Below are 12980 nucleotides of genomic sequence, written 5' to 3' on the forward strand. Positions count from 1 at the left end.
AAAGAAAACTACTTTGGATCCAGGAGACCCCCGACTGAAACAGGTCTATGATGCCGGCTTGCCCAGGGACAAGAAGTATTGGGCGCTGGAGGTTGAGAACATCGGAAAAGGTGCTTCGTCAGGTTTCACCTTGTACGACATTCTGCCGGCAACCTACGAAGGCCTCGTGGAGTACAACCAGGTTGTTTACGAGGGGTACGACGGTGGGAATGTCCACACTCAACCTGCCACCGAGAATCCCCAAACCGGTGAGATAACAAAAACCTACTTCTTCGGACCCATGCCTGCCGGCGGTAAGGCGACCGTCATCATTGGCGCGACATTGAAGTCCGGTGCGGAATGTCGCCCTAACACGGCGTCTGTGATTAACCATGACAAAGACGAAGACCCGACGAACGATACTGCTTACGATTCCTGCCCAGGTGCATTGAGCAAGACTGCCATCGACACCAACGGTGACGGAAAGGTCGGCTTCGACGACATCACTTCCGATACGGATGGCCAAGGCAATGTTACGTACACTGCCGCCTATGACGTGACGGTTAAGAGCCTTGATGACCTTAACGAATACGTTTACCCGGCGCCCACCGATACCCCGAAGCTGCCCAAGGGGGCGAAGCTCACCGGTGCGGAGGTGTACTTCACTGACGAATACACGTCCAAGGACAAACAACCGGGAGACACACCTTCGTGCGTGGTAGAATCTGACGTGCTGCAAACGGGAAGCTTCCGGCTAGACAACTGTGACCGAGAAGGTTCCGAGGACTCCCCAGAAATGCGGGAAAAGCGCACCATCGATGCAGTTGGACGGCAGGATCCCAAGCATGGCGACGGCACTCATCGGTACCGAGTCAAACTGAAGTTCACCCTTGATAAGGCAGAATACGATAAAGCTCGAACTGAATCGGCCGGAGGCGGGGAAGGTGGCGTCACACCCGGTGACGGTGACGACGCACCAGAATGCAGTGCAGAGCGCGGCGGCTTCGCCAATAGCGTGAAGATGGGCGACCTCGAAGACGAGGGTTGCTATCCCGGACCCGATAAGACCCGTTTCTATCTATGGAAGGTTGATTCGGACTCCGCAGGAAACATCACGACTATCCCCGCGCGCGACGGCGACAAATACGGGGCGCAGTTCGCGATCTACGACCAAGACCCCACGGGACCGGCGGCGAACAAAATTGCGGACCTCAAGGTCACAGAGGATGGAAAGTACCTCTGGACCGAACTGGACTACGGAACCTACTTCTTGTTGGAGACGAAGTCGCCGGACGGCTATCAGCTCTTGCCTACCCCGGTGAAAATCAGCATCAAACGAGATGCCAATGGCAAGACGATCGTGGAGTCGGACCAGCAGAACGCACTGTTTGCTGCGTCTAAGCCGAGTGACCTGCCACAGGACTATCCAGACGGTGCATGGCTGCAGGTGGCCAATGTGCACCAGGGCGTGATGCCAAAGACCGGTGGCGACGGTGTGATGCTCCCCATTCTCGCGGGGCTTCTCATCGCAGCCACAGGAGCCATGGGCATACGCCGACGACTGAACTAACCCTGACGTGCACAAATTCTAAAGAGGAGAACAATGTTTCACCCCAGTACCCCAGGCCGGTGCCGAGATGGACCCGGGTGGGCACGATGACCTGAAGCCAAGAAACCACATTGCTCACACAAGGATCCGTTACGACGGCGCGCAGTGTTCACCGCAAGTAGCTCGCCACGAGTATTGCCAACCATGTGCCCTCGACCACTCGGATCAACTTCCACTACTCATTCACTTGTAAGAAAGAAGGACTTTCATGTCTAACGCAACTGTCGGCAAGCGCGTAGGCGCGCTGTCCGCTGCATTCGCTATCGCACTGGCTGCCGGCACCGTCGGCGCCGAAGTAGTCTACGAGGCCCCGACCGCACAGGCGCAGGCCGTCAGCACCATCGACAACACCAAGCAACTTTCCCTTACCCTGCACAAGCGCATCGGCGCTGAGGGCGAGCAGGGCGACGGAACTGAGATTAAGAACCCTTCTGGTGAACCAGCCGCGGGCGTCAAGTACAAGATTGAGCTGGTTCAGCCACTGAACAACAGCGGCGACTGGGCAAAGGCACGCGAGATTACCAATCCTTCCGAGGCTAAGGCACGGGAAGGCGACGGTGCGTACTCCAAGGAAGGCACCACCGGCGAAGATGGCACCCTGAAGTTCGAGAACTTGCCAAAGGGTCTCTACAAGGTCACCGAAACCGAAGTCCCGGCTGATTCGGGTCTGGTGCCCGGCGCACCGTTCCTGGTGTATGTGCCGATGACCAACTCGGAGGGCAAGGGCTGGATCTATGACGTTCACGCGTACCCGAAGAACTCCAAGGTGACAATCACCAAGGAAGTTGAGGACCAGAACGCACAGGCAGGCCAGGACTACAAGTACACGATCACCACGGGTGTTCCGGCTGTTGCTAAGAATTCCACGCTGAGCAAGTACATCGTCAAGGATAAGCTTGATCAGAACCTGGACGCTGCAAACGCTACTGTCAAGGTGAAGTACGGAGCGGCCGCTGACAGCGCTCAAGAACTGGTGGCGGATACCGACTACGAGTTGGTAAAGAACGGCCAGGAGATTAAGGTCGAATTCACCGAAACTGGCCGCAACAAGCTGAAGTCCACCGACCTCGTGTTCACCACCATCACGACCAAGACCAACGGCTTCATCCAGCACGTTCCCAACGACGCAACGCTGATCACCAATAACGGCTCTTCCGACCACGACACAGAGAAGACGTCGGATAAGGTTCACACCTACTGGGGCAAGGTCACCATCAACAAGACCGACGGCAACGATGAGAACAAGAGGCTGAAGGGTGCAGAGTTCCAGTTGGTGCAGTGTGTCGACGAAGGTAACGGGGCCTGGAAGAAGAAGGAAGGCACCGATCCGCTGAACGTCCAGGGCCAGGACAAGTGGACCACCAACGACCAGGGCACTGTCACCATCGAGGGCGTACACGTTACCGACTTCGCCAACAACCAGGCCGACTCGGAGACCAACTACTGCTTGCAGGAGACCAAGGCACCTGAAGGCTACGTGGCCAACGATGCGCTTGAGCACTTCAAGCTGGAGAAGGGCGATGTGGACGAAAACGGTGCGCCGATCAAGGCAATCGAGTACACCGCCAACATCAAGAACTACACCGACGAAAACCACCTGCCGAACACCGGTGGCGCAGGCTTCTGGGCCATCGTTCTGGCTGGTTTGGCAATTATCGGTGGCGGTTTCTACGCAGCTCGCCGAAGCACCCAGCAGTAGGGGCTAGGCAGTTCGAACGGGAAAGCAACAGGCATGACAAGCACAATTGGTAAGCATCGAAAGAGCGCACCGCGATCACTCTTTCGGCGCACCTTCCTCCCCATCCTCTTAGTGGTAGTGGGGCTGCTTGTCATGCTTTATCCCGTTTACGCCACGCAGTGGAACAACCACCAGCAACAGAAGATCGCGGAAAAATACGAACAAGACTTGAAGGAAACGGACCCTCAAGCCCTTAGTCGAGCGGTAGAGGAAGCCCGCAGGTATAACACGACGCACAAGGACGGACCAATCCTGGATCCGTGGCTGGCTCGCGTCAGCGAGGATAACCCCGCATACGAAGAGTATCTTTCCCAGCTCTCTGGGCAGAGCGCCATGAGCCAGGTGGTTATCCCGTCCATCGAATCGCGCCTACCCGTTTACCACGGGACCTCCGACGAGATTCTGCAAAAAGGTCTTGGGCACCTCTACGGATCCTCCTTACCTGTAGGCGGAAAGGGAACTCACGCGGTAATTACAGGCCACACAGGCCTGTCCAACGCCACGCTGTGGGATGACCTCGTGGACGTGCGGAAGGGCGATGCGGTTTACGTATCCACCTTCGGCGAGAAGATGAAGTACGAAGTGTACGACACAGAGGTTGTCTTGCCGGACGAGGTCGACAGCCTCAAAACCCGACCGGACGAGGACCTGCTGACCCTCATCACTTGCACCCCCTACGGCGTGAATACCCACCGTCTCCTGGTGCACGCCCACCGCGTTCCAATGGATGAGAACGAGAGCAACGTGTTCGATGATCGCGGCAAGCTGATGCAGTGGTGGATGTGGCTACTGCTCGCCGCCGCAGTGTTGATCATCGCACTGATTACTTGGTGGTTCCTTCGCGAGCGGAAGAAGCAGAAAGCCAGACAATCCGAACAGGTAGTAGTAGGCGAAGAAGAAATGGAAGAGGAATAAGCCGTGAACCTCATGAACACCGCGTCACAGGTACAGCGGGCGCCGGTGCACCGTGCCGGGCTGCGCCGCTCCGTGTTCGGCTTGGGCGCAGTCGTGGCTCTGGTCGGCACTCCGCTCGTTGCCCCCACCCCTGTTGTGCCGCAGGCTAACGCGAAGCAGCACACCATCACAGGCCAGGTCGAAGGCCTGGATGTGAAGTTTATTGATGCTACCCGTCTCGGTACTCTCACTGTGGTGAAAAGCGAACCAAATTGGTGGGACGACCGAGGGGGCAAGAAACCCTTTGGGCCTATCGACAACATTCGCTTCACAGCGCAGCGTGTCCAGGGGATTGACCTCACTACCGAGAAGGGGATGAATCAGGCGAAGCGGCTCTCGGTAGCCGATGCTCGTCGGCAGGGGTTCGATAGAACCTTTGAGGCGTACACAGATAGTTCCGGTAAGGCAGTGTTCACCGGCCTCCCGGTCGGCATGTACTTGGTCACGGAATACGAGGGCGCGGATCCTACTAAGGAATACCGCCAGTCCAGTCCTTTCCTCATCACGATCCCTATCGGAGAAACCGGCAGCTGGAACTACAACGTGACGGTGAATACGAAGCCGAAGCCGGAGGACAATCCAGGAACGCCGCCGGACAATCCAGGAACGCCACCGGATAAGCCCGGAACGCCTCCGGATAAGCCCGGAACGCCGCCCGATAAGCCAAGCACTCCAGGTACCCCGCCGCCGGAGCACCCGGATACTCCAGCACCGCCAAATAGCCCAGGCGGTGGTCATGAAGGCGGCGAGTCTTCAAGCATCATCGATCGACTGGCGCAAACCGGAGCGCATCTGTGGTGGGTGGCGCTTATCGGAGCCATGCTCGTTGTTGTGGGTGCATTTACCTTGCTTCGCCGCCGACGTGATCTGGCTGAATCACAGGAGAAATAAAGTAGCTGTGGGAACATTCCCACCGTGCAGATTCTTCTATAAGTATGGAAGAAAAACCTCATCCCGCCCCGCGGCATAGTCCCAACGTGCCGCGGTTTTTCATGCTCTTGGCCATGTTCGCCCTAATGCCCAGAATCCCCAGCCAAAGCGCCCGCCGTCTGACAGGATCGGTGGCATGACGTACCCTCACTACGGCTCGCCTGCCCCTATGCCCGCCTACGGGTATGCCCCGCCGCCGCAAACCGGCCAGGACTCTCGCTTCATGCCTTTGCTGATCGGCTGGCTAGCTGCCTTCCTTATGCCGATCGTGTACTGCGTCTTGCGCTTCGTGTTTTATGGCAAGGACTGGGTGGGGATCCTCCTGGTCGCAGCCGCGGTCGGCCCGCTCTTCTTTGGTATCCAGTGCCTCCTCAACTTCGTTGCGCTCGCGATCCCGAAGTGGTGCAAGGATTCCCTCGCCATCTTCTGGGGCGGCATGCTCGTGTGGTGGGGCGGCGGGGCGGCTTTCTCGCTGGTGCCAGGGTGGGACTTCCGCGAGGAAATCCGGGAGTACGGAGAAAAAGCTTGGCCCACTGGGGGACCTGACGGCCGGGACGTAATCACCTCGGAAGAGGGGCAGCGCTACATCGACATCATCGATACCTGGCTGGATACCGAAACGACCCTGCAGCATACTCTCACCATTCCCACCTCGGTCGCGCTGGCCGGAATCGCCATCGTCGTCATTGGCGTGGTCGTGGCCGCCACGAACCCTGCTCGTCCAACTGTCGCCTATGCGCCGCACTGGCCGGGTAGGCCCTACTAGTTTCGTGCACTAGTTGCTCTCTTAGCCATGACGCCACCTCGATCCCAGCGAGCCCGCGTGGAATAATGGGGCTCATGGCAGCTACTAAATTGGATGGAAAACTCTACCGCGACGAGATCTTCGCCGACCTGGAACAGCGCGTCGCTGCGCTGAAGGAAAAGGGCGTGACTCCCGGCCTGGCCACCGTGCTGGTGGGCGACGACCCGGCCAGCCACTCCTATGTGCATATGAAGCACAAGGACTGCGAGCAGATCGGCGTGAACTCCATCCGCAAGGACCTCCCGGCGGACGTTTCCCAGGAAGAGCTCAACGCAGTCATCGACGAGCTGAACGCCGACGATGCCTGCACCGGCTACATCGTGCAGCTGCCGCTGCCGAAGCACCTGGATGAAAATGCTGTGCTGGAGCGCATCGACCCGGAGAAGGATGCCGATGGGCTGCACCCGGTAAACCTGGGCAAGCTGGTGCTCAACGAGCCCGCCCCGCTGCCCTGCACCCCCAACGGTGCGATCCACCTGCTCCGCCGCTTCGGCGTGGAGCTGAACGGCGCGAAGGTTGTAGTCATCGGCCGTGGAGTGACGGTCGGTCGCCCGATCGGCCTGATGCTCACCCGCCGCAGCGAGAACTCCACTGTCACCCTGTGCCACACCGGCACCAAGGACCTGGCGGCGGAGACGAAGGCCGCGGACGTGATCGTCGCCGCCGCCGGCGTGCCGCACATGATCACCGCGGACATGGTCAAGCCGGGCGCAGCGATCCTGGACGTGGGAGTCTCCCGCGGCGACGACGGCAAGCTGAAGGGCGACGTACACCCGGACGTGTGGGACGTCGCCGGTGCCGTGTCCCCGAACCCCGGGGGAGTAGGCCCGCTGACCCGAGCCTTCCTGGTGCGCAACGTCGTCGAGCGCGCGGAGAAGCTGCTGCGTGCCTAATCGCTCCCGCCCAGCCCGCATCGGCGACGCCCGCCAGCGGCTCCTCGATAACCCCCACGACCGGAACAACCCGCCCTCCCGGCTTTCCCGCTCCGTCCAGTACGTGCTGCTGGGGCTGTTCGGGCTGATGCTGCTGGCTGTGCTGGCGCTGTTGTTGGTGGACAGGTGGCGTCGAGCTAGCGTCATGCTGGGCAGCGCGATGGTCTACCTGGCTGTACTTCGCTTACTCCTGGACTCCCGCGTGCTGGGCGTGCTGGCGGTGCGTTCGCGCAAGTTCGATACCGCCTTCACAGCCGCCATCGGCATAATCATTTTGTGGATCGCCGTGAGCGTCGACCCGCTGACCAGCTAAGCTCGCGCAGTTCCCTCGGCGCCCTCGGTACCTTCGGCGATGATCTCCGCCTTCGCCAGGAACTTCGCTAACGCCTGCCCCATCTGGCGTGACTCAATCAGAAACCCATCGTGGCCCGTCGGAGAGGTGATTTTCGACATCCCGATGAAGTCCCCCAGATTGCGCGACAGGTGTTCCTGCTGGTGCAGCGGATACAGAATGTCGGTATCCACACCTACCACCATCGTCGGCACTTCACACGAGCCCAGGGCGGCGTTCATGCCACCCCGTCCGCGGCCGACGTCGTGCCTGTTCAGCGCGTCGGTTAGCACCACGTAGCTGCCCGCATCGAAGCGTGCCACCAGCTTCTCTGCCTGGCGATCCAGGTAGCTTTCCACCGCGAAGCGCTGGTGCGGGTCGCGGTACGGCCCGTAGGGGTTTTCGCCGTTCTGCGGATCCACCCCGAAACGCTCATCGACTTCCAGCTCGCCTCGATACGTCAGGTGCGCGATGCGGCGCGCCTGCCCCAGCCCATGCGAAGGAACCTTGCCCGAGTCGTAGTAATCGCCGCCCTGCCAGGCCGGGTCCGCCTCAATGAAGCGGATCTGGCTGGACTGCAGGCCAATCTGCCACGCAGACGCACGCGCGCTCACCGCGATCGGTAACGCCGCGTTGACCATCTCCGGGTACATGAGCGACCACTCCAGCACCCGCGCCCCGCCCATCGAGGCACCCACAAGGGCATGGACCTTTGTGACGCCCACACGCTCCAACAACAGCCGTTCCGCCGTAACCATGTCACGGATCGACAAAGCGGGGAATCGCGAGCCCCACGCCTTGCCGTCGGGGTGCGGCGAACTCGGGCCGGTGGACCCCTGGCAGCCGCCCAGCACATTCGCGCAGAGTACCAGGTAGCGGGTGGTGTCGATCGGCTTGTTCGGACCCACCATGTCCGCCCACCAGTCGGCCGCATTGCCGTCGCCAGTGAGGGCATGCTCGATCAGCACAATCGGCCGCTCCTCCGGGGACAGCCCCGGCTCGGGACCGGCGGAGAACTCGGCATAGTCCGCGGCGCCATCCGGAGAATCGTAGAACGCGAAGTAGCGGAGTTCGGCGTCAAAAATAGTTACACCCGCCTCCGTGACCACGTCGCCGATAGAGACCGTGCGTGACGCGCCAGAAGCGGGGAGGAACTCGGGGTTCATGGGAATCAGCCTAAAGCCTAGATCCTAGACAGCCTTAGATGGCCGCGAAGCCGAGCTTCAGGTCGTCGATGATGTCGGTAATGTCCTCAATGCCCACGGACAGGCGAACCGTAGCGTGGGACACACCCGCGCGGGCCAGGCCGCGCGCATCGGACTGCGAGTGGGTGGTGGTGGCCGGGTGCACCACCAGGGAACGCACATCGCCAACGTTTGCCAGGTCAGAGTGCAGCTGCAGGGCCTCGATGAAGGCCCAGGCCTTTTCCTTCGCCTCCTCCGAGGTCGGGTCGTCGACCTTCAGGTCGAAGCTCAGGACAGAGCCGGTGTATTCCAAGCCCAGTTCCTCCTTGACCTTGAACCACGGGGAGGTCGGCAGGCCCGCGTAGTTCACGGTGGCTACCTGCGGCTGCTCGGCCAGGAACTCTGCCACGGCCTTCGCGTTCTCGTTGTGCTTGGCGATGCGCAAGGTCAGCGTATCCAAGCCCTGGGCCACAACCCATGCGTTGAACGCGGAGAGGGTGGCGCCCGTATCGCGGATAATGCCGGCGCGGAGCTTCATGCCGAAGGCAGCCGGGGCCAGGTCCACGTACTTCAGGCCGTGGTAGGCGGGATCCGGGTTGACGAAGCCGGGGAAGACCGGCTGGCCGTCGCGCTCAACGGACCAGTCGAAGGAGCCGCCGTCGACGATGATGCCGCCCAGGCCCGAGCCATTGCCCGTGTAGAACTTCGTCAGGGATGCAACCACGACGTCCGCGCCCAGCTCCAGCGGGCGGACCAGGGCTGCGGTGGCCAGGGTGTTGTCCACGATTAGCGGGACCTGGTTAGCGTGAGCGACCTCCGCGACGGCTGGGATGTTCAGCACGTCTGCCTGCGGGTTTGCGAAGGTCTCTGCGAAGAAGGCCTTGGTGTTCGGGCGGACGGCGGCCTTCCAGGACTCCGGGTCGTCGGGGTTTTCCACGAAAGTCGTCTCGATGCCCAGTTTCGGCAGGGTGTGCTGTAGCAGAGTCTCGGTGCCGCCGTACAGGCGCGGGGAGGCGACGATGTGGTCGCCGGCGCCGGCCAGGTTCAGGATCGCGGCTGTTTCGGCGGCCATGCCGGAGGCGAAAGCGACTGCGTGCACGCCGCCTTCCAGGGAGTTCAGGCGGTTCTCCAGCGCCTCGACGGTGGGGTTGGTCAGGCGGGAGTAGATGGGGCCCAGGTCTTCCAGATGGAAGCGCTGCTTGGCGTGTTCTGCGTCGTTGAAGACGTAGCTGGTGGTGAAGTGGATCGGCAGGTTGCGCGCGCCGGTGTCACCGACGGGCTGGCCTGCGTGGATCTGGCGGGTGGCGAAGCCCCACTGCTCTGCGTTCTCGTTGTTGTACTTCGGCATTGGTGTGGTCCTTTGGGGTTTTGTTGGTTGGTTTGCGCTTTGGTTTGCTGTTTAGCTTTGCTGTGTTACGACGATAGACCCACGCGCATTAAAAGTAAACCGCTCTGTCTACTTTTTTCTTATTGACGCCAGAAAGTTCCAGGTGGTGAGGGGTTTGTGACTTACGGAAACGCTGTACCACTTGGTCTAGAACTGCGCATTTTCTGCCTGCTATGTTGCTGCTGAGCTCCACAGCTCCGCTGCGCAGCTTCGGTGGTCTCGCTGGGGTGTGGTGCCCCCGCTGCCCAAGGTTCTGCAAGTTTTCCGACATTTAAGGCCCCTCTGGCGCGCGAAATGTCGCTAGAACGGGAATGCGTTATTTGTAACCGTTTGCAAATATGCAAAACCGCTGGTCAGAAGGTTGGTGCTGGGGCTCTGGATTTCTCCGGAGTGACGTATTCCCGTTCTAACGACATCTGGGTCTCCTGAGGCTGGACTGAGTGAGGGTAAGGGGAAGGCGGTGAGGTGGGGAAGGCGGCGGAGGGAGGTAAGGGGGCGCGAATACAGGAAAACCCCAGCGCCAGCATTAAAGCGCAAGCGCTGGGGATGATATAGGCCGGTATCCGGCAGGTTAGCCCGGTCCTGCCAGCCCAGCCGGCTACTTGTTGGTGTTCAGGCCGTCGATGATCTCATTGAACGTCGAGGACGGGCGCATCACAGCGTTCGTCTTCTCGTCGTTCGGCCAGTAGTAACCGCCCAGGTCCACCTCGTGACCCTGAATATCCAGCAGCTCCTGGGAGATCTTCTCCTCATTGGCCTCGAGGGCGTCAGCAACAGGCTTGAAGATCTCCGCCAGTTCAGCGTCGCGAGTCTGGTCAGCCAGCTCGCGAGCCCAGAACTTCGCCAGGTAGAAGTGGGAGCCGCGGTTGTCGATCTCGCCGACCTCGCGGGACGGGGACTTCGACTCGTTCAGCACGGACTCGGTGGCGGCGTCCAGAGCATCGCCCAGGATCGGGGTGCGCGGGTTATCGTCCGTCTCCTGCAGCTTGCGCAGAGACTCCGCCAGCGCCAGGAACTCACCCAGGGAATCCCAACGCAGGTGGTTCTCCTTCACCAGCTGCGCCACGTGCTTCGGCGCGGATCCGCCCGCACCAGTCTCGAACAGGCCACCGCCAGCGATCAGCGGAACCACGGAAAGCATCTTCGCGGAAGTGCCCAGTTCCATGATCGGGAACAGGTCCGTCAGGTAGTCGCGCAGCACGTTGCCGGTGACGGAAATCGTGTCCTCGCCAGCGCGGATGCGGTCGAGGGAGAGCTGCATGGCCTCCTCCGGCGGCAGAATGCGGATGTCCAGGCCCTCGGTGTCGTGATCCTTCAGGTAGGTCTCCACCTGCTTCTGCACGTTCCTGTCGTGTGCGCGCTCCGGATCCAGCCAGAACACAGCCGGGGCGCCGGTAGCGGCGGCGCGCTTCACAGCCAGCTTCACCCAGTCCTGCAGCGGAATGTCCTTGGCCTGGCAGGCACGCCAGATGTCGCCCTCAGCAACCTCGTGCTCCATCAGTACGTCGCCGGCGCCATTCAGCACCTGTACGCGGCCCTCGGCCTCAATGCGGAAGGTCTTGTCGTGGGAGCCGTACTCCTCGGCCTTCTGTGCCATCAGACCAACGTTCGGCACGGTGCCCATCGTGGTCGGGTCGAAGGCGCCGTTCTTGCGGCAGTCGTCGATAACGACCTGGTAGATGCCCGCGTAGGAGGAATCCGGCAGAACTGCCAGCGCATCCTCGGTCTCGTCGTTCTTGTTCCACATCTGGCCGGAGGTGCGGATCATCGCCGGCATGGAAGCATCCACAATCACGTCGGAGGGCACATGCAGGTTGGTGATGCCCTTGTCGGAGTTCACCATCGCCAGATCCGGGCCGTCGGCCAGAGCCTTGTCGAAGGCCTTGCGGATCTCGGCCGAGTTGTCGACCTTGCCCGCATCCAGCGCGTCCAGGATGGCACCCAGGCCGTTCTCGCCGTTCAGGCCTGCCGGCAGTAGCTGGTCGCCGTACTGCTCGTACACGTCGTGGAAGTATGCGCGCACTGCGTGGCCGAACATGATCGGGTCGGAGACCTTCATCATCGTGGCCTTCAGGTGTACGGAGAACAACACGCCCTCCGCCTTCGCGCGAGCCACCTGAGCCCGGAAGAAAGTGCTGAGAGCCTCGGCGCGCATCACCGTGGCGTCAACAATCTCCTTGTCCAGCACCGGCAGCTCTTCCTTCAGCACCTGCGTCTCACCGTTCGGCTTGACCAGCTGGATGCGCAGCGTGTCATCGCCGTCCATGATGACCGACTGCTCGTTGTGGCGGAAGTCGTCGGCCTCCATCGTGGCGACGTTCGTCTTGGAATCCGGCGACCACTTGCCCATGGAGTGCGGGTGCTTGCGGGCGAAGTTCTTCACAGCCTTCGGCGCGCGGCGGTCGGAGTTGCCCTCGCGCAGCACTGGGTTAACGGCGGAGCCCTTCACGGAGTCGTAGCGAGCCTGCGCGTCGCGCTCCTCGTCGGTCTTCGGCTCAGACGGGTAATCCGGCAGGTCGTAGCCCGCCTTCTGCAGCTCCGCGATGGCTGCCTGCAGCTGCGGGATAGACGCAGAGATGTTCGGCAGCTTGATGATGTTCGCATCCGGGGTCTTGGCCAGCTCGCCGAGCTCAGCCAGAGCGTCGTCAACCTTCTGCTCCTCGGGCAACACGTCGGAGAACGCGGCCAGGATGCGGGCGGCCAGCGAAATGTCGCGGGTCTCCACATCCACTCCAGAGGTCGAAGCAAAAGCCTCCACAATCGGCTTCAAAGAATACGTCGCCAAGAGTGGGGCTTCGTCGGTGCGGGTGTAGATGATCTTTGCCATGTGGCGTTCGTCTCCCAGCCTCTAGTTAGTCAGTTGGTCTTTTAGTGGTTTACGATCCAAGAATACGGCAAATAACAAACCTGTGAATGGTACGGGGTTATTGCCCACCGCGTGGCCTGTTCGGTTTTAAAGCCTAAAAATTTTTTTGACGCCTACCCGCCGCGCTTTTGCGACTCACTCGCCGCACTTCCCGCAGCCCCGTCAACTCGCCTATCAACCCACCCTTTTACCCGTCCCTACAACTGATGAAAGCGAGCGATGCCCGTGAGCGAAACGAAACTTACAAATTTGCCCTCCCGCCGCC

At 60.9% G+C, this 12980-nt stretch carries 10 protein-coding genes; 7 read left to right on the top strand and 3 right to left on the bottom strand.

From position 1 onward, the window contains the following. The 7 genes from Q0331_RS04410 to Q0331_RS04440 all read left to right on the top strand — a co-directional run. A partial coding sequence (locus Q0331_RS04410) for a SpaA isopeptide-forming pilin-related protein (protein ID WP_298075222.1) occupies positions 1–1549 on the top strand: 1549 nt, incomplete at its 5' end. 247 nt (positions 1550–1796) lie between these two features. After that, the gene (locus tag Q0331_RS04415) at positions 1797–3287 is read left to right on the top strand and encodes a SpaH/EbpB family LPXTG-anchored major pilin (RefSeq protein ID WP_298075224.1); all 1491 of its coding nucleotides are present in this window, start codon (positions 1797–1799) and stop codon (positions 3285–3287) included. Between the two features lie 33 nt (positions 3288–3320). Beyond that, positions 3321–4241: a class C sortase gene (locus Q0331_RS04420; protein WP_298075226.1), complete on the top strand. Its 921-nt coding sequence runs from the start codon at positions 3321–3323 to the stop codon at positions 4239–4241. 12 nt (positions 4242–4253) lie between these two features. Continuing rightward, positions 4254–5171 (top strand): pilin N-terminal domain-containing protein, encoded by a 918-nt coding sequence (locus Q0331_RS04425; protein WP_298075235.1) that lies wholly within the window; start codon positions 4254–4256, stop codon positions 5169–5171. A 175-nt stretch (positions 5172–5346) separates the two neighbouring features. Further along, on the top strand, positions 5347–5976 hold the full coding sequence (locus tag Q0331_RS04430; RefSeq protein WP_298075228.1) for a hypothetical protein: 630 nt from the start codon (positions 5347–5349) through the stop codon (positions 5974–5976). Between the two features lie 74 nt (positions 5977–6050). Further along, positions 6051–6908 (top strand): bifunctional methylenetetrahydrofolate dehydrogenase/methenyltetrahydrofolate cyclohydrolase, encoded by an 858-nt coding sequence (locus Q0331_RS04435; protein WP_298075230.1) that lies wholly within the window; start codon positions 6051–6053, stop codon positions 6906–6908. Further along, entirely contained in the window at positions 6901–7260 is a 360-nt protein-coding gene (locus Q0331_RS04440; protein ID WP_298075231.1) for a DUF3017 domain-containing protein, read from the top strand. The genes Q0331_RS04435 and Q0331_RS04440 overlap by 8 nt, the downstream gene beginning before the upstream one ends. Here the strand turns inward: Q0331_RS04440 and Q0331_RS04445 are convergent. The 3 genes from Q0331_RS04445 to Q0331_RS04455 form a co-directional block, all read right to left on the bottom strand. Continuing rightward, complete coding sequence (locus Q0331_RS04445; RefSeq protein WP_298075232.1) at positions 7257–8444, bottom strand: homoserine O-acetyltransferase; 1188 nt, start codon at positions 8442–8444, stop codon at positions 7257–7259. The two genes, Q0331_RS04440 and Q0331_RS04445, sit on opposite strands and share 4 nt — an antisense overlap. Before the next feature lie 34 nt (positions 8445–8478). Then, on the bottom strand, positions 8479–9810 hold the full coding sequence (locus Q0331_RS04450; RefSeq protein WP_298075233.1) for an O-acetylhomoserine/O-acetylserine sulfhydrylase: 1332 nt from the start codon (positions 9808–9810) through the stop codon (positions 8479–8481). Between the two features lie 637 nt (positions 9811–10447). Continuing rightward, positions 10448–12676 carry an NADP-dependent isocitrate dehydrogenase gene (locus Q0331_RS04455; RefSeq protein WP_298075234.1) on the bottom strand — a complete coding sequence of 743 codons (2229 nt, stop codon included), beginning with the start codon at positions 12674–12676 and terminating at the stop codon, positions 10448–10450. Positions 12677–12980 lie beyond the last annotated feature (304 nt).

Source organism: uncultured Corynebacterium sp., assembly GCF_937999985.1.
Classification (GTDB): domain Bacteria; phylum Actinomycetota; class Actinomycetes; order Mycobacteriales; family Mycobacteriaceae; genus Corynebacterium.

Coding starts and splice junctions, on each gene's coding strand:
- Q0331_RS04455 (WP_298075234.1), bottom strand. CDS start 12,676: ATGGCAAAGATCATCTACACCCGCACCGACGAAGCCCCACTCTTGGCG.
- Q0331_RS04435 (WP_298075230.1), top strand. CDS start 6,051: ATGGCAGCTACTAAATTGGATGGAAAACTCTACCGCGACGAGATCTTC.
- Q0331_RS04420 (WP_298075226.1), top strand. CDS start 3,321: ATGACAAGCACAATTGGTAAGCATCGAAAGAGCGCACCGCGATCACTC.
- Q0331_RS04450 (WP_298075233.1), bottom strand. CDS start 9,810: ATGCCGAAGTACAACAACGAGAACGCAGAGCAGTGGGGCTTCGCCACC.
- Q0331_RS04445 (WP_298075232.1), bottom strand. CDS start 8,444: ATGAACCCCGAGTTCCTCCCCGCTTCTGGCGCGTCACGCACGGTCTCT.
- Q0331_RS04415 (WP_298075224.1), top strand. CDS start 1,797: ATGTCTAACGCAACTGTCGGCAAGCGCGTAGGCGCGCTGTCCGCTGCA.
- Q0331_RS04425 (WP_298075235.1), top strand. CDS start 4,254: ATGAACACCGCGTCACAGGTACAGCGGGCGCCGGTGCACCGTGCCGGG.
- Q0331_RS04430 (WP_298075228.1), top strand. CDS start 5,347: ATGACGTACCCTCACTACGGCTCGCCTGCCCCTATGCCCGCCTACGGG.